This window comes from Paenibacillus sp. FSL M7-0134 (assembly GCF_038007865.1).
Lineage (GTDB): Bacteria > Bacillota > Bacilli > Paenibacillales > Paenibacillaceae > Paenibacillus > Paenibacillus polymyxa_B.
Map to the genome: position 1 here is coordinate 1263675 of NZ_JBBOXV010000001.1, position 16948 is coordinate 1280622.

Below are 16948 nucleotides of genomic sequence, written 5' to 3' on the forward strand. Positions count from 1 at the left end.
GGGAAAGAGCGCTATAGGCGCTTTTTTGTGTTGGATAAGATTTGGAAAAGGCTATGAAAGCATACTGGACACCGGATTTCCTTTTAAGATAAAAGAAGGAAATTTAAGGGTGTACGTAGAATATACAAAAAACCAGACAATTAACAGATTTGTAATATCAACAAGGGAGGTTTGGTTATGGAAATACATAAATTGGCGATGTACCAAAGAGGGGGAAACTTTTTTGATCAGACGCTCTTTTTATTACCTGTGGGGGTCTCAGACGATCTCCAACGTAGCAGATATCATCTATATGTTGAGTGTAGTGGTATTGGTGTTCAGTTCAAGTAATTCCTTAATGACGACTATTTTAATCCCGTTGTTCCGATTGTCTGCCCAAGTGCTTAGTGGGCTCGTTGCACCGATCGTCCTCGGCCGATTTCGGCTGACGCGCGTGTTGCTATTTTCCCAGTTTGGGCAGTTTGTCATTTTTACGCTGCTGCTGCTTTATTTGTGGATCGTACCGGAGCAGAGGTCGTTTCTATTTATTTTTGTGATGGTGTTTGGTATGTCTTTTCTGGATGGCTGGACAAATCCTGCGCGTAATGCGCTTGTACCCCGTTTGGCTACGGGTGAAGGGCTAATGCGGGCCAACGGCATGGTAGCGGTCAGTGATCAGGTGGTCAGGTGTGCAGGCTGGGCGTTGAGCGGAATTATTGTAGCTTGGCTGGGTTCCCTGAATACGCTTGTGATCGCATCCGGTTGTTATCTCGTAGCTGTAACTGTCACGTCCTTCGTCCGCGATCCACTGGATCAGAAGGAATTAAGTCTTGAAGCTTCGGATTCCTCAACAAATCTAGTAGAACCTGCAAAGGGAAAGGAAAAAGGCTCCCATTGGAAAGAGCTTGGGGAAGGCTGGAAAATCATTTGGCACAACCGTCGTATTCGTTCTCTGATGATCGTCGATAGTGTGGATAGTATTGGGGGAGTCTCCTGGCTCGGCGTATTTATTTTGGCGTACGTCAGTCAAGTGCTGCATCGGGATGCAAGCTGGTGGGGCTTTATGAATGCGTCCTTTTTCTCGGGCACGATCTTGGGTGGATTGATTGTCGTTGGCTTGGTCAAGCGATTGCAAAAGAACAGCTTTTTGTACATGCTCGGAGCGTTACTGGTGTATGTACTGATTACAATTGTATTTGCGCTGAATACAATCCCCGTTGCTGCACTTATTCTTTTTGCTGTATCAGGCTTACCTGTTCAAATGGCTGGTATCATTCGCCGTACCTTGCTGCAAACCAGTGCACCGGCAGCCCAGCTGCCCAAAGTGATGGCGGGAATTGATGTGCTTACAAATCTCGCTTTCGGCCTGTCCTTGTTATTCATGGGCTGGTATGCAGACCGTTTTGGTATGGTGCAGGTGTATTTGTTGGCTGCGATTATGACGACCATTGCTATCTTGATCGGCTGGTTGTATCGCAGGGATTTTCAGGAAAGTGAGCAAATGGACCATCCAACCGCTACGGGCGCTGGGATTTAAAATTGGGGTTCTCGTTAGGCGTGACATCATTCATTGGATGACTACATAATTAAATGCAGTTGTGAAAGTGAACGTGACGATTGGGGAGAATAAAAGCCTGCAATTCTCCTCAATTTTACAGGAACACCACTGGAATAACGTTGACGGTGGTGTTCCTTTTATAACTATTAAATTAATTGGTATATCTGTTGAGCAGTATGTGCCATTCCTAATATCAGGTCCGTTTGCTCGAGAGGTATGTTTTGACGGCAGGAGGAGTGTAATTTGTAAATTGCCGTAGGATTCCTTGCGGAGTAGTATCCGTAATTACCATCGCACGATATTTTTCCTGCATAAATTGTTCCTCAGCCATACGATCAAACAAGGAAATAAGAGGATCGTAATAATGGTTAATGTTTAAAAGACCGCATGGCTTTTCATGCAAGCCTAATTGCGCCCATGTGAAGATTTCAAAGTATTCTTCCATTGTACCTGGGCCACCTGGTAAAACAATGAATCCGTCCGCAATCTCTGCCATTTTAGATTTTCGTTCGTGCATGGAATCAACAATGATTAATTCGCTCAGGCCATTATGTGCAATTTCACGGCTTTGCAAAAAGTGAGGGAGCACACCGATGACGCAACCTCCTGCATGAAGTGCCGCGTCAGCCACTGCACCCATTAAACCAACACTTGCTCCTCCATAAACCAGGCTTATTTCCTGTTCGGCAAGTGCCTTGCCCAGAGCAACAGCATGCTCTCGATAAATCTCAGACGCTCCATTACTGGAACCGCAAAAAACAGCAATGCTTTTCATATGAGATTCTCCTTTATGTATATCTTTTTGCAAGTTTTTGCTGGTGTGTTCGAAATATATCCTCCAAGGTGATGTCATACTTGTTGGCGATCACGATGAGATTACCCAGTACGTCTCCAAGTTCTTCAGTTAAATGGTCCTTGTTCTCCTCGAATGAACCATCGATCTCATCAGGCCGGTCTCTGCCGATCTCCAGGGCGCGAATAGCTCTCGCAACCTCCCCGGTTTCCTCTGCCAAGAAACCAATTCGGACAAAGATATCCAAATCAGACCAGTTTCTCTCCTGATAATATTGCTTGACCCACTTTTGAAATTCATTAATATCCATATTCAGCCTCCCAACTGAAACCCATGCATAGGTGTTGGCTATACACAAACCATAAGGTTTAGATGAAACAGAAACATTTGTTCGTGTTGTATTATATAATATAAGGGGGGGATTTATCAAAGAAAAATTTAAAAAGCCGTTTGCTTAAAAAGCAACCGACTTTTTTAAAGAACGTTGACCTTAATGATGCGATCGTATCTGGTCAGTCTTTTAAGCCGTAGTGAACTGGCTGTTATAGAGCGAGGCATAATGGCCGCCGCTGGCAAGAAGTCCCTCATGGGTACCACTTTCGACGACATCGCCGTTTTTCATGTATAAAATTAAATCCGCTTCGCGGATGGTCGATAGTCTGTGGGCGATCACAAAGCTGGTGCGTCCGGCAATCATTTTCATAAATGCTTTTTGGATACGCGCTTCTGTCAGGGTGTCTATGCTGCTGGTCGCTTCATCCAGGATCAGCATAGGTGGATCGACCAGGATCACCCTCGCGATGGTAAGCAGCTGTTTTTGGCCTTGCGACAGGCTATCGCCTGATCCGCTGATGACCGTATCGTAGCCATGAGGCAGTCGTTTGATGAAGCTATGCGCATTGGCAGCTGTTGCAGCTGCGATGACTTCTTCGTCTGTGGCCTCCGGCTTCCCGTAAGCGATATTGTCCCGAATGGTCCCGCTGAACAGCCAAGTATCTTGAAGTACCATACCAAAGTTAGTCCGCAGGCTGTCCCGGCTCATGTCGTTGATATTCACCCCGTCGATGGATATCGAGCCGCTGTCCACATCGTAAAACCGCATGAGCAGATTGACGAGTGTGGTTTTACCAGCTCCGGTCTGCCCGACAATGGCCACACGAGTGCCTGGCTTAACCTCCAGACTAAAGTTCGTAATGAGCGTACGTTCCGGGTTATAGGAGAATTTGACATGATCAAAAAGAATCGTGCCTTTGCTGCGCTCCAGCTGTACGGCGTTCGATTTTTCCGACTGCTCAGGCGGTGAGTCTAAAATCGCAAATATGCGCTGAGCAGAAGCCGTAGCTGCCTGGAACTGAGTCAGCACACCCGTAATTTCATTAAAGGGCTTGGCGAACAAATTGGTATAAATTAGAAAGCTCGACAATCCGCCTACCGAGATCACGCCCAAAATGATGGAGATACAGCCAATCATGGCGGTGACTGAAAAAGTCATGTTGTTCACCAATCGGGTGGAGGGGTTGGACAATGATCCGTAAAACTGCGATTTCACCCCGGCTTGATACAATTGTTCGTTTCTGGCGGAAAATTCCTCAAGCGAGCGGTTTTCATAATGAAAAGCGGTAACTACCCGTTGTCCGCCGATCATTTCTTCGACGTAACCGTTCAGGCTTCCTAAAATTTTGGCCTGTTCGCGGAACATACGCTGCGACCTTGTAGTAATGAACCGTGCCACGCCATATGTGATCGGGGCAGACACCAATACGACCAACGTCATGATCGGACTGATATACAGCATGAGTACAATGGAGCCTATAATTGTAATAATCCCGGTAATCAATGTGGAAAATCCTTGCAGCAATCCATCCGACACAGCATCCATATCGTTCACAAAACGGCTTATGCTGTCTCCTTGTGGATGAGTGTCATGAAAGCTTAACGGAAGGATATTAAAATGATCAAATAACTCCCGCCGCATATCATTTACGGTCTGAAAAGCAATCCGGTTCGTCAAATACGTGAGCAGCCAGCTAAATAGACTTCCTACTACATATACAATGCCTAATCCAGCTAGAATCTGCGCAATACCTTTAAAATCCACTGCTCCCTTATCCACCATGTGGTCGATAGCTTGACCAATCATGTAGGGTCCGATCAGACTGGCAAGCACGCTGAGAAACGCACTGACGATGACCCAAAATGTTGTTGTTTTATATCGACCCACATAGGTTAACAATCTTCTCCAGGTTTCCTTGCCGCTCATTGGTCTACCTCCTGCGTTGAGAGCTGGGAATGATTAATTTCCTGATACACATCTGAGCTGCTCATCAACTGTTCATGTGTGCCGATACCGACAATCCGCCCCTCATCAAACACAATTATTTTATCAGCATGCTGTACGCTGCTTACTCGTTGCGAGACCAACAGGACGGTCATACTGGTGCTATTTTCACGCAGCGATTTGCGGAGGGCGGCATCGGTAGCAAAATCAAGTGCGCTTGAGGAGTCATCCAAAATGAGAATTTGCGGATTGCCGACAATAGCTCTGGCAATGGTAAGTCGCTGCTTTTGTCCTCCCGACAGATTAAGCCCCCCTCGGGTGATCGGAGCATCGAATTTCTCCGGCAAGTTGGAAATGAACTCATCTGCTTGCGCGATTGCTGCGGCTTGAGCGACTTCCTCATCGGTGGCGTGTTCATGCCCCCAACGGATATTATCCGCTATAGTTCCAGTGAACAGCAGCGCCTTCTGAGGAACAATACCGATTTTCTGCCGCAATTGCTCAAGCTTATACTGCCGTACGTCAATGCCATCAACCTCTATACGACCTTCTACTACATCATAGAAGCGGGGAATGAGATTCACAAAGGTGGATTTCCCCGAACCTGTTCCTCCGATGATGCCGACCGTTTCACCGGGATAGATGTTTACCACTACATCGCTAAGTGCCAGTTGCCCTGTCGTATTGTATCCAAAGGAAACATGATCAAAAGAGATGGCTGGTACAGCGCCATGCTCAGTTGTTCCCTCCCTGTCTATAGGTGTAGAAGTAGCAGCAGTGTCGGAAATCGAAGCTTGCATGTCTAGGACCTCCTGAATCCGCGCTGCTGAAGTGGCAGCCTTGGTGAACAAAATAATTAAATTGGTCACCACAATCAGAGCCAGTAAAATTTGCGTAATGTAATTAATAAAGGCAATAATCTCCCCTTGTGTAAGAGATCCATATTGGATATGGATGCCGCCGATCCACAGGATTGCAATAATAGCTCCGTTTACCACCAGCAAGGTGGCAGGGCTTAGCAAAGCAGAAATACGTCCGACACGAATAGCGGTCTGAGTCAGGTCATCTGAAGCAGTGTTGAATTTAACTCGTTCAGCTCCTCTTTTGGCAAATGCGCGTATGACCCGTACGCCTGTAAGATTTTCGCTTAGCACCAGGGCGATTTTATCCAATTTTTTCTGATACCGACGATACAGTGGTGAAGCCTTCGTAATGACCACATATAGGATCAAAGCCAGAACTGGTGTAGCCGCCAACAGCACCAAAGCCAGGCGGAAATCCAGAATCATTGACATGATAATAGCCCCGATACAAATAAAAGGAGCACGAATGACCAGACGAATCAGCATCGCTACAGCCGTTTGGAGCTGATTGACATCATTCGTAATCCGGTTAATGAGCGAGGGCGTACCGAACTTATCGAGATCAGCATAAGAAAACGATGAGATATGCTTAAACATCGTGTTACGCAGTGTAGTTCCGAATCCTTGAGAGGCACGGGCTGCGTAAAACTGACACACTAATGAACTGCCAAAGCCCAGTATAGTCATGAGTAACATCAAAAGACCCATCTGCCAAACATAATGGGTGTCTCCTTTACCTACGCCATGATTGATCATTAAAGCAACCATAGTAGGCAGCAATAGTTCCAAGATGGCCTCAATCAATTTAAACAGAGGCCCAAGAATCGTTTCCTTTTTATAAGGTTTCAAAAAAACAGCAAATTTCAGCAAATAAACCATCACCTAACCTAAATAATGTATATAGCCTCATGCCGCAATAGCATAACTGAATTTGATTATGGCACATCCCCAACCATATGAATAATATTTAATATATATTAGAGGTATAGGTTTTACATATATCAGTACCGGAGGTCCATAAGGATGGAATTGAGACATCTCAAGTATTTTTTGGCGATCGCAGAGGCCGGACAGATTACAGCGGCAGCCCAAAAGCTGCAAATCGCGCAGCCTCCTTTAAGTCAGCAGCTCATGCAGCTAGAGGAAGAGCTTGGTGTAAAGCTCGTGCATCGAGGCTCACGAAGTATCCAGTTGACGGAGGCCGGCATCATTTTACAGAACAGGGCCAAGCAGATCTTGGAGCTGACAGATGCCACAACAAGAGAAATAAACGATTTTGCCTTGGGGATGAAGGGTACGCTCACCATTGGAACGGTCTCCTCTTCCGGCGCAGCCCTGATGAAAGACAGGCTTTCCGAATTTCATAAAACCTATGCGGGTGTAAAATTCGAAATTCATGAGGGAAATACCTTCATGATTCTTGATCTTTTGAACAAAGGAATTGTAGAGGTCGGTATCGTCAGAACCCCTTTTAATACCACCGATTTAGGGTGCAGATATGCGTCCTCCGAGCCGATGATAGCAGTGATGACAGAAGAACATGACTGGAACCCCGAACAGAAGACCATCCCGTTGTCTGATTTGAAAAATAGGCCGCTCATCGTATATCGCCGCTTTGAACAATTGATCCACGATACCTGTATGAAGCATGGCTTTGAGCCAAATTTCTTTTGCAAAAACGATGATGCTCGCACCACGCTTCACTGGGCTAATGAAGGACTAGGGATCGGTATGATTTCGCGGTCTGCGTTGTCACTCGGAAGCAATAACCAGTTAATCGTTAAGGAAATTATGTGTGAAGAATTACATACGCGTGTGGCAGCTGTCTGGCTGAAGGATAAATACATGTCTTCTCTAGCCTCTCGATTCATTGAAAGTTTTAGCCAAGCATCCGATGAAGCTGACTTAAGGTAGCTAAATTTTTTGGATGAAAGCATCTTTTTGTAAAAACTCATTTGAATTGCAATCGGGAACTGGATATAGTAGTACAGTAGGATAGCAATAGAATGGAGTTTGAATACATGCCACATAATGCAAAGGTCCGAATCCGTCTTCATAGTCATCATGACGGAGAAGATGTGGTACAGGAACTTCCCGGAGAAGCGATCGTGCGTGGGAAGCATCTATATATAAGGTACGATGAGCCGCAAGAAAGTCCTGAGGGCGGTACGACACGGAACACAGTCAAAATCGGACCGGATGAGCTAAAGCTGATTCGTCACGGTGAGGTACAATCAGAGCAGTCGTTTGCGCTGGGACGCAGGTTGCCTGGATTTTACCGCTCGCCTTATTTAAACCTGAACATGTCTGCGCATACGCAGAAGCTCGATATTCGGATGGATGGATTCACCGGACATGTGAGCTGGACCTATGATCTGTACGTATTTGAGGATTTCTCGGGGCATTTTGCCATCAGTTTGCATATACAGGAGGAGCAATAATCATGACAAGCAATCCACTGGAACTTATTAATCAAAAGGTGACCTCAGCAATTGAGGCGGCGGTGCTGGCTACCGGAATCGTGAGCCGCGAAGAGTTGCCGACCATTACGCTGGAGGTACCGAAGGACAAGTCACACGGTGATTTGGCTACCAACGCCGCGATGCAGCTCACCCGCATTGCGAAGAAGAACCCACGGCAAATCGCTGAAGATTTGATCGCGAATATGGATTTAGCTTCTGCTTCTATTGAAAGTGCGGAAATCGCTGGACCGGGCTTTATTAACTTCCGCCTGAACAAGAGCTACCTTTATGCTGTTATTGGACAGGTGCAGGAGCAGGGGGCAGATTACGGGCGTATACAGGAAGGTGCGGGCAAAAAGGTGCAAATCGAGTTTGTTAGCGCCAATCCGACGGGTAGCCTTCACTTAGGTCATGCGCGTGGTGCAGCCGTAGGGGATGCTCTTTGCAACGTGCTTGATTTTGCTGGATACAAAGTAACTCGTGAATACTACATTAATGATGCGGGTAACCAGATTTACAACATGAGCCGTTCTATTGAAGCGCGTTATTTGCAGGAGCTGGGACAGCCTGCGGAGATGCCGGAGGATGGTTACCATGGTGAGGATATCATCGGGTTTGCCAAGGAATTGGTGGCCGAAAAGGGAGATTCTCTGTTGTCTATGGAACCGGGAGATCGCGCTGCTTATTTCCGTGACTACGGTCTGGAAAAGGAACTGAACAAGATCAAGCGCGATCTGGAACTGTTCCGTGTACCTTTTGACTCCTGGTTTAGCGAAACGTCGTTGTATGAAAACGGTGAAGTGCTTAAAGCGCTGAATGAGCTGCGTGACCGTGAGGAGATCTACGAGAAGGACGGAGCTACATGGCTGAATACGACCAAGTACGGCGACGATAAAGACCGCGTCTTGATCAAAAATGACGGTACATACACGTACCTGACCCCGGATATTGCTTACCATCGCGATAAATATGCTCGTGGGTATGACACGATCATCAACATTTGGGGAGCGGATCACCACGGCTACATTCCACGGATGAAGGCAGCAATGGAAGCACTGGGCAATGACCCGGATAAGCTTAAAGTGCTGATTGCCCAAATGGTCAGCTTGTTCCAAAATGGGGAAAAAGTAAAAATGTCCAAACGTACCGGCAAGGCCGTGACGATGGAAGATCTGATGGAAGAAGTGGGTGTAGACGCGATCCGTTACTTCTTCACTATGCGCAGCATGGATTCGCACCTGGATTTTGACATGGATTTGGCGATTTCTACCTCCAATGAGAATCCAGTATTCTACGTGCAATATGCGCACGCACGTGCATGCAGCGTATATCGTCAAGCCGAAGAGCAAGGTATTGCTGTGCTGCCGTTGGCAGAAGTTGACTTGTCCAAGCTGACGGCTGAGCATGAATACGATCTGTTACGCAAAATCGGCGAGCTGCCGGAAGAAGTATCGGTGGCGGCTGCAAACTTTGCACCACACCGTATGATTCGCTATGTCTACGAGCTGGCTTCATTGTTCCACAGCTACTACAAGGCAGAGCGCGTCATCACAGAGGATGCCGCTCAAACGCAGGCACGCTTGGCGTTGTTTGGTGCGGTGCGCACTACCATTGCCAACGTACTGAAGCTGGTGGGCGTGTCTGCACCGGAACGTATGTAAGCAAGCAACTTTAACATCATGACCTTGTAGTCATATAAATAATAATAAAAGGAACCGTTCGTATCACCCTCAACAGGGTGGCGCCTCGGTTCCTTTTTTATGTTGGATTAGCTTAGTAGCGTTCCAGTACCAAATTCGTTTTCAGGGAATCCGCGGGAACCAGCCATCCTTTGGATTGCAGCAGGTTCATCAGCTTGGTGCGGTTGCTGGCGGCAACACTGTAATCCGAGGTTTTGAAGGAGATTTCGATAATATTTTCTATACCTGATCCGTTTGCGCTGCGAATAGGCCATACTTCAACGTCGGCATCCAATCCCTGAAAGCTACCCTCGTATTTACTGACCTGTACAGGACCGCGTACTCTGGAGTTTGCCAAGGTTTGTTTACCCCAATTGCTGTTTTTCCAGTTTTGCAGCTTGCCCGGAAGATTATCCTGCAATTGCTTTAATGCTTGATCTGGGGAAGGCAGAGCCAATCCTTTGGAGGCGTTTGTTTTCTTATCATTGGAAAAGCTTAGTGTTTGCTTGCTGTATCCCCAATCCACCTCAGCCTCATAATTATCATCAGATGCGCTGAACCCTTCTTTATTCGCTTGGGTGAGCGCAGCGTCGATATTTTCGTTTGTGACCGTATAGCGCTTTTTGTAGGTTAATTCATAATTCTTTTTGTCCTCTTTTTTGCGAAATCTCACGTTCCAGCCCTCGTCATTCAATTGCAATGAATTTGTATCAAAATACTCGACGCTCAATCGTTGTGCATCTTCGCTAATTTGAAACTCGTTCACGATGCCACTTTTTAATGAGCCATCCGCATTGAGGACCTGAGCCGTATCCAGTAGCAGCTTCACCTCATAGCTTGGTGTGGCATTGGCGGCAGCTTGTACCGGCTCTGCTCCTTTCCATCCTGTTACGAGCAGCACTGCACTTAGAGTTACTACCGACATCAATTTGGTGATACGAAGGCCTGTTTTCATTTCATCCTCTCCTGTTCGTCCGAATAGGTTACACGCTACACTTTACGGGTGTATTGTCAGTCGTATGTCAAAGCAAGAGGGTACTCCGGTTAAAAAATTACATAATTTCTATATGACAGGTAAGATTTAATCTTGGTTCCATGAACAATATTCGGTGAATCTGTGAATGAGCGCCGAGCGATGGCGGTCTTTGTTGCTGACCATATAGATGTACCGCTCAACAGACTGCCCCGGAATAGGTCTTACAACCAGTAAGCCCCGCTCAACCTCTGACTGAACGGCAATGCGAGAGACAAAGGAGATGTGTTCTCCCAGCATAACCGCCTGTTTGATGGCTTCCAGTGAATCCAGCTCCAGATAGGAAGGAAGTCGCCGACTCCCACGCTCCAGCCATTTGTCGGTCACGTGGCGTGTGCTGGATTCCTTGCCATGTAATACGAAGGAGGAAGAAGCGATAAGCTCGGGTGTCAAATCGGTTTCGTTGGCGAGCGGATGAGTGGGTGAGCAGATGAGCATCAATTCATCTTCGCCCAAGGATTCGGAGAGTAGCGTTGGGGATTGAAACGGCTCTGCCGAAATGATGCCAAGGTCAATTTCGTGGCGAGCGAGCATGTCCTTGATCACGGGCGCTGTTTTCACGGACAAGGCGATGTGAATGCCCGGATGCTCACGGGCAAAGCGGTGCAGCACAGCAGGAAGCAGGTAGGTAGCGGGTACATAGCTTGCGCCAATACGTATACTTCCCCGCTGGAGCGTATCGAATTCGCGGACGACTCGCTCAGCTTCAGCAGCCAGTGCATTAATTTTAGTGGCATAGTGCAGCAGCGCATTTCCAGCATCCGTCAGGATGATTTTGCCCATACGTGTGTCAAACAGCTTTACTCCGAATTCACGCTCCAGATTTTTCATATGAAAAGTAACGGTTGGTTGCTTTAGGCCAAGAAGCTCGGCGACCGTGGTAATTTTATGGTGCTTATTCAGCAGCTCTACAATATGTAACTTTAGAAGACTTAAGTTCACTTAGAATGCCTCGCTTTCAGGTTAATCGAACAATCATGCCTACTTCTTTGGGGAGCAGCATCAATCCCCTCTATATAGATTAAATCTATGAGTGTTAACACAATTCATTGAAATAATTAATTTTGTTTTAACTTTCCAATAACACAGGTTGCGAATTCAAGTTTTACACTGGGGTCAGTCAGAAGAACAGGCAGGTAATGCGATGAATCAGGATCTATATATTCACGGATTAAGTAAAACCTTCAGCCAAATAACAACGCTGCATGAGACGAATCTGGTAGTACGACGGGGCAAATTCACAACACTGCTCGGACCGTCCGGCTGTGGGAAAACAACGCTCTTGCGCTTGATTGCTGGTCTGGAGATACCGGATACTGGCACAATCACGATGGGAGAGGAAATTCTTTTTTCGGCAGAACGCAAAAAGGATATTCCCGCCCATCTCCGCCACTTTGGCATGGTCTTTCAGGATTTCGCGTTGTGGCCGCATATGACGGTGTTTGAAAATGTGGCCTTCGGCCTGCGTGCGGGCAAGCGTGGGAAAGGGTTCGCCAGCGTACGAGACAAGGAACTGCGGACAGTGGTGCTGGAGGCGCTCGACATGGTCAGATTGTCAGGGATGGAGGATCGGTATCCTCATCAGCTGTCCGGTGGTCAGCAGCAGCGGGTTGCCTTTGCAAGAGCGGTTGCTATCCGGCCTCGACTTGTTTTGTTCGACGAGCCGCTCAGTGCGCTGGATGCGGTGCTACGGGAGGAGATGCGCATTGAGATGCTATCGCTTGTGCGCGATCTGGGGCTGACCGCCCTATATGTCACCCATGATCAGATCGAGGCTATGTCAATGTCTGATGAAGTAGTTGTTATGAAAAGTGGACATATTTTGCAGACCGGAACACCAGAGGTGATCTACGGTTGCCCAGCTCATACAGAGGTAGCGAGGTTTATTGGCAAATCCAACTGGTTGGAGTCGGAACGAACACTATTTCGTCCTGAACATGTCCGTTGGGAACAGGAGCAAGCGGATCAGCACGCTTTTACAGTAAAGATCCTGCATGTCAGCTATGTCGGCGATCGTTATGAAATTCGTATACTAGCCGAGAACGGCGAACAATGGACTGCATATCACTCCATCCGCTTGCCCATAGGTCAACAAATGCACATTTGGGTATCACCGCAACACATCCACCAACTTGAAGCATAGGGAAAAGGGGTAAATATAAGATGATGAATAGGCATGTTTTTCGTACAGGATGGAAAAAAGGGACGATGCTCGCATTAACATTGACTTTTGGACTCGCTGTGGCGGGTTGCGGAACAGCAACGCCATCCAAGGATGGGGCGCCAGATAATGGATCAGCAGGACAAGCTGAGGCGGCATCCACCGATCAGAAGCTGGTGGTCTACAGCGCAGGCCCGGATGGACTGGCGAAAAAGCTGGTAGCAGGGTATGAGGCGCAGAGCGGAGTTAAGGTAGAGTTGTTCCAGGGAACGACAGGAAAAATTTTGGCCCGCATGGAAGCTGAGAAGACGAATCCGGTAGCGGACGTGGTTGTGCTGGCATCGCTTCCATCTGTACAAGGCTTGAAAAAGGAAGGACTTACGCTGCCTTACCCGGAAGCCAAGAACGCAGACAAGCTAAATCCAGACTGGTCCGATAAGGAGGGCAACTACTTCAGTACCAGTGCTTCTGCTCTGGGCATTGCGTATAACACGAAGCTGGTGAAAACACCACCAACTTCATGGGCTGATTTGGCGAAGCCTGAGTACAAGGATCAGGTTAATATTCCCGATCCATCCCTGTCCGGCTCAGCGTTGGATTTTATGACAGGCTATCTGAGCGCCAAGGGCGATGGAGGCTGGACGTTGTTCGAGCAGTACAAGGCTAACGGTGTTGCTATGGCTGGTGCCAATCAGGAAGCGCTGGACCCCGTGATTACCGGAGCTAAAGGTATAGTCGTCGCTGCGGTCGATTACATGACCTACAAGGCAAAAGCCAAAGGCGAGCCGATTGACATCGTCTATCCGACAGAGGGGACGGTCATCAGCCCACGTCCTGCCGCAATTCTCAAGTCAACGCAGCATGAGCAGAATGCGAAGGCATTCATTGACTATCTGTTGTCGGACGAGGCACAGAAACTAGTAGCAGATGCCTCCTTACTCCCGGGCCGCACGGATATCAAAGCCGACAAGCGTGCCAACCTGGACGAGATTCCATTGTTGAAAACCAATTGGGAGTGGATGGGTGAGCATGGATCAGACGTGACGGAGAAGTTCACGCAAATGTTCAAGTAAGCCGATGGGAGGCTTATCTGTTAAACACCTCAGAGTGTGGTGTCTGACGCTGGCTCTGATCGCGCTTCTTTTCCTGATTGTGTTGCCGTTGCTGCAAATCTTTATCCAAAGTGTGTATGTTGATGAAAAATTTCAATGGGATGCGCCTTTTCGAACGTTAGCTGCTTCACAATTTATAGGAGTGCTATTCAGCTCGATTTGGCTAGGCATCTGTGTGATTGCAGGAACGACGGTACTTGCGCTTCCGCTAGCCTGGATCATGTCCAACACTCGTCTTGCACACTGGCGCTGGTTGGATGTCGTGTTGCTGATTCCGTTTATGACCCCGCCCTATATCGGTTCCATGGGCTGGATTCTGTTCATGCAAAAAAACGGATATCTGGAGCAGTTGTTCCCGGACCTGCATTTCTTAACGCCGTCCTTCTTCAGCCTTGGTGGCATGGTGATGATCATGAGCCTGCATCTGTTTCCATTCCTGTACCTGCTGCTGCGCGGGGCGCTGGTGAGGATTGGCGGGAGCCTGGAAGAGGCGGGTGCCGTAATGGGCGGCGGCTTTCTGTACAGATTCCGTCGAATCATTTTACCGCTGCTGCTTTCAGCTTACGGAATGGGCGCGTTGCTCATTTTCGTTAAAACGATTGCCGAGTTTGGCACCCCTGCTACCTTTGGGCGACGTATCGGGTATGAGGTCATGACTTCGGAAATTCACAAATATATTTCCAGCTGGCCCATAGATTTTGGCAAAGCGACGTCAATGGCCTCGGTGCTGTTAACCGCCTGCCTGCTCATGTGGTATGCGCAATCGGTGATCAACCGAAAGTTTACGTACAGGCTGGTAGGTGGTAAAGGTTCGCGTCCGTCCCGTCTTCGTATATCCGGCTGGACTACGGGGCTGAGTGTTGCATACATTCTATTGTTGCTCATTGCGTCCATTGGCATTCCTTATTTTTCAATTCTTTCAGCCTCGACGATGAAGCTGAGGGGAATTGGGCTCGCCTGGGATAATTTGACGCTCGACTCTTACAAGGAACTGCTGTCTTGGGGATCAGAGAGCATGGAGGCGCTCCTGAACAGCGTATTTCTCTCTTTGGGCGCTTCGACGCTTGCTGTGGTGCTGGGCACTTGGTTTGCGCTTGTCATTGGCGGCTCACGCACAAGAATCCAACGGACGGTTGATGCATTTAGCTTGCTTCCGAATACGGTGCCGGGAATTGTTATGGTGGTCGGCCTGATTTTGTGGTGGAACTCACCATGGATGCCGATCCCTTTGTATAACACATACGGCATGGTCATTCTGACGTATGTTATCTTGTTTGTTCCTTATACGGTGCAGTATGTCAAAAGCGCCTTTACGCAGGTGGACACTGGTCTTTTTCAGGCGGGACAGGTATTTGGCGGGCCACCGTCTTACATATTCCGCCGGATTGTGCTGCCGCTGATTGTACCGGGAATGCTCGCTGGTTGGATGATGACATTTACCATTGCTTCACGCGAGCTGGTAGGATCGTTGCTGATTTTGCCGCCATCCGTTCAGACGTCTGCAACCTACATATTTGCACAATTTGAGCAGGGCCAGGTGTCACTTGGGATGGCGATGGCCGTCATATCGGTCGGAATGACCACACTGCTGCTGATCTTAATGGAAAGCTTAAACTCGCAAAGAAAGTGGAAATGATCATGACCAAGCTTAGGATTTGGGGAGGAGCGGGCGAACATGGCCGCTCCTGCTATGTTTTTGAAGGAACGCAGCATCGCGTCATGCTGGATTGTGGCGTGAAGAAGGAAGGAACCGGACAATATCCGATTTTTCCGCCGCAAAAGGCGGAGGGACTGACCACTGTATTGCTGTCTCATGCACATGAGGATCATTCCATGGCGCTCCCCTTACTGTACAAGTATGGATACCAGGGGGAGGTCTGGACGACCAAGGCCACCGCTGAGCAGCTAGGCTCCTATTTTCGCTCCTGGCATACTTATGTTGAATCGAGAGGAGCCGAATTGCCATACGACGTACAGGATATCCAATCCATTGCTTATCGCTATCTAGAAGATGAAGCGCCAGCAGGAGAATGGCTTGAGGCTTGTCCGGGTGTGAGAATCATGTGGGGACGCAGTGGACATTTGGCTGGTGCAGTGTGGTATGCGGTAGAAATGGAAGGGAAGCGGTTGTTTTTTTCTGGAGATTACAGCCGCGAATCTGAGCTTCTTGCTGCCGATGCGCCAGACTTGGGTGTTGGGGAGGGGCTGCATGACCTGCCTGAATGGAAGTCAGAGCCCAATCTAGCGGACATATCCATTATGGACAATGCCTATGGCATGGATATAGACCCGCAGCCTGTTAAGCTGGAGCGGCTGAGGGTCGAGATGGAGCGGATATTATGGTCTGGTGGTCATGTGTTGTTGCCGGTGCCTGCCTTTGGCAGAGGACAGGACATGATCGTATGGGCTAGCGAGCAATTCCCTACACAGGCAATGATTGTAGAGCACGATATATGGCAGGGATTGAAACAGTTAGACCGCTGGAAAGAATGGCTGCGTCCAGAAGCTCCAGCGCGAATAAAACATGTGCTAAACAGTGACAGGGTCTTCGTGCCTCGTGGTGCTGCTGAACGAGTGAGTCTGCTGGAACAGAACCCAACGGCTATTATCATAACAAGAGACGGCATGATGGATTCCCCACAGGCGCGCTGGTACTATCAGTTTCTATCGGATAACCGCAACATGGGGGAGGGTGAAGATAGCGGAGAAAGCATTAGCAACATTGTTATATTGACCGGGCATGCTCCACATGGTTCTTTTGGCAAACATCTGTTGGAACGTGCAGATCAAAATGACAGCTGTGTAGCTCGGCATTTGATTTACAAGGTGCATCAGGGATTATCAGATGTGCGGCAAATGTTGAAGGAGCTGCCTAGCAAACAGGTTGTACTCGTTCATGCGCCAAAGCTGCAGACTGACCTGGTACGAGATGAGTTGATAAGAGCAGGAAATCGTGGGTGTGAAGGTCCTGCCAGAAAAGTTCATTCTTTGGAGCCGGGCGCTACACTAGAGGTTTAGCATCACATCATC

General features: G+C 48.2%; 14 protein-coding genes. 8 read left to right on the forward strand and 6 right to left on the reverse strand.

Features of this window, described 5'->3' with window-relative positions:
• The first annotated feature begins 223 nt into the window (after positions 1-223).
• Positions 224-1516: an MFS transporter gene (locus NSQ58_RS05510; RefSeq protein ID WP_053324353.1), complete on the forward strand. Its 1293-nt coding sequence runs from the start codon at positions 224-226 to the stop codon at positions 1514-1516.
• A gap of 214 nt (positions 1517-1730) precedes the next feature.
• On the opposite strand, the gene NSQ58_RS05515 is transcribed toward NSQ58_RS05510, so the two are convergent.
• From NSQ58_RS05515 to NSQ58_RS05530, 4 genes are all read right to left on the reverse strand, one after another.
• On the reverse strand, positions 1731-2312 hold the full coding sequence (locus tag NSQ58_RS05515) for an LOG family protein (RefSeq protein ID WP_076265412.1): 582 nt from the start codon (positions 2310-2312) through the stop codon (positions 1731-1733).
• A gap of 13 nt (positions 2313-2325) precedes the next feature.
• Positions 2326-2640, reverse strand: coding sequence for a MazG nucleotide pyrophosphohydrolase domain-containing protein (locus tag NSQ58_RS05520; protein WP_025718465.1), 315 nt, complete (start codon positions 2638-2640; stop codon positions 2326-2328).
• 210 nt (positions 2641-2850) lie between these two features.
• Positions 2851-4590: an ABC transporter ATP-binding protein gene (locus tag NSQ58_RS05525; protein WP_076265413.1), complete on the reverse strand. Its 1740-nt coding sequence runs from the start codon at positions 4588-4590 to the stop codon at positions 2851-2853.
• Entirely contained in the window at positions 4587-6341 is a 1755-nt protein-coding gene (locus tag NSQ58_RS05530; protein WP_076265414.1) for an ABC transporter ATP-binding protein, read from the reverse strand. Before NSQ58_RS05530 ends, NSQ58_RS05525 begins: the two co-directional genes overlap by 4 nt.
• 153 nt (positions 6342-6494) lie before the next feature.
• Here NSQ58_RS05530 and NSQ58_RS05535 point away from each other — a divergent pair, with 153 nt between their 5' ends.
• The 3 genes from NSQ58_RS05535 (at position 6495) to argS (ending at position 9594) form a co-directional block, all read left to right on the forward strand.
• Positions 6495-7385, forward strand: a complete 891-nt coding sequence (locus tag NSQ58_RS05535) for a LysR family transcriptional regulator (protein WP_341056996.1) — start codon at positions 6495-6497, stop codon at positions 7383-7385.
• A 92-nt stretch (positions 7386-7477) separates the two neighbouring features.
• On the forward strand, positions 7478-7912 hold the full coding sequence (locus NSQ58_RS05540) for a DUF1934 domain-containing protein (protein ID WP_013308207.1): 435 nt from the start codon (positions 7478-7480) through the stop codon (positions 7910-7912).
• Between the two features lie 2 nt (positions 7913-7914).
• A complete protein-coding gene (gene argS, locus NSQ58_RS05545) occupies positions 7915-9594 on the forward strand; it encodes an arginine--tRNA ligase (protein WP_028542578.1) in 1680 nt (559 codons plus the stop codon).
• A 112-nt stretch (positions 9595-9706) separates the two neighbouring features.
• Here argS and NSQ58_RS05550 read toward each other — a convergent pair whose 3' ends face one another.
• Together NSQ58_RS05550 and NSQ58_RS05555 are read right to left on the reverse strand one after the other, a co-directional pair.
• The gene (locus NSQ58_RS05550) at positions 9707-10567 is read right to left on the reverse strand and encodes a hypothetical protein (protein WP_071559510.1); all 861 of its coding nucleotides are present in this window, start codon (positions 10565-10567) and stop codon (positions 9707-9709) included.
• Between the two features lie 126 nt (positions 10568-10693).
• The gene (locus NSQ58_RS05555) at positions 10694-11587 is read right to left on the reverse strand and encodes a LysR family transcriptional regulator (protein WP_075153535.1); all 894 of its coding nucleotides are present in this window, start codon (positions 11585-11587) and stop codon (positions 10694-10696) included.
• 202 nt (positions 11588-11789) lie between these two features.
• Between NSQ58_RS05555 and NSQ58_RS05560 the strand changes: the two genes are divergently transcribed.
• The 4 genes from NSQ58_RS05560 to NSQ58_RS05575 are packed head-to-tail and all read left to right on the forward strand — an operon-like array spanning position 11790 to position 16936.
• Positions 11790-12788, forward strand: coding sequence for an ABC transporter ATP-binding protein (locus NSQ58_RS05560; RefSeq protein WP_341056999.1), 999 nt, complete (start codon positions 11790-11792; stop codon positions 12786-12788).
• A 20-nt stretch (positions 12789-12808) separates the two neighbouring features.
• Positions 12809-13879 carry an ABC transporter substrate-binding protein gene (locus tag NSQ58_RS05565; protein WP_075153536.1) on the forward strand — a complete coding sequence of 357 codons (1071 nt, stop codon included), beginning with the start codon at positions 12809-12811 and terminating at the stop codon, positions 13877-13879.
• Between the two features lie 4 nt (positions 13880-13883).
• Positions 13884-15554: an ABC transporter permease gene (locus NSQ58_RS05570; protein ID WP_341057002.1), complete on the forward strand. Its 1671-nt coding sequence runs from the start codon at positions 13884-13886 to the stop codon at positions 15552-15554.
• Positions 15551-16936, forward strand: coding sequence for an MBL fold metallo-hydrolase (locus NSQ58_RS05575; RefSeq protein WP_341057004.1), 1386 nt, complete (start codon positions 15551-15553; stop codon positions 16934-16936). The genes NSQ58_RS05570 and NSQ58_RS05575 overlap by 4 nt, the downstream gene beginning before the upstream one ends.
• Positions 16937-16948 lie beyond the last annotated feature (12 nt).

Excerpts from the sequence above, each read along its gene's own strand:
- NSQ58_RS05515 (WP_076265412.1), bottom strand. The coding sequence starts at position 2,312 with ATGAAAAGCATTGCTGTTTTTTGCGGTTCCAGTAATGGAGCGTCTGAG.
- NSQ58_RS05520 (WP_025718465.1), bottom strand. The coding sequence starts at position 2,640 with ATGGATATTAATGAATTTCAAAAGTGGGTCAAGCAATATTATCAGGAG.
- NSQ58_RS05525 (WP_076265413.1), bottom strand. The coding sequence starts at position 4,590 with ATGAGCGGCAAGGAAACCTGGAGAAGATTGTTAACCTATGTGGGTCGA.
- NSQ58_RS05535 (WP_341056996.1), top strand. The coding sequence starts at position 6,495 with ATGGAATTGAGACATCTCAAGTATTTTTTGGCGATCGCAGAGGCCGGA.
- NSQ58_RS05540 (WP_013308207.1), top strand. The coding sequence starts at position 7,478 with ATGGAGTTTGAATACATGCCACATAATGCAAAGGTCCGAATCCGTCTT.
- argS (WP_028542578.1), top strand. The coding sequence starts at position 7,915 with ATGACAAGCAATCCACTGGAACTTATTAATCAAAAGGTGACCTCAGCA.
- NSQ58_RS05550 (WP_071559510.1), bottom strand. The coding sequence starts at position 10,567 with ATGAAAACAGGCCTTCGTATCACCAAATTGATGTCGGTAGTAACTCTA.
- NSQ58_RS05560 (WP_341056999.1), top strand. The coding sequence starts at position 11,790 with ATGAATCAGGATCTATATATTCACGGATTAAGTAAAACCTTCAGCCAA.
- NSQ58_RS05565 (WP_075153536.1), top strand. The coding sequence starts at position 12,809 with ATGATGAATAGGCATGTTTTTCGTACAGGATGGAAAAAAGGGACGATG.
- NSQ58_RS05570 (WP_341057002.1), top strand. The coding sequence starts at position 13,884 with ATGGGAGGCTTATCTGTTAAACACCTCAGAGTGTGGTGTCTGACGCTG.
- NSQ58_RS05575 (WP_341057004.1), top strand. The coding sequence starts at position 15,551 with ATGATCATGACCAAGCTTAGGATTTGGGGAGGAGCGGGCGAACATGGC.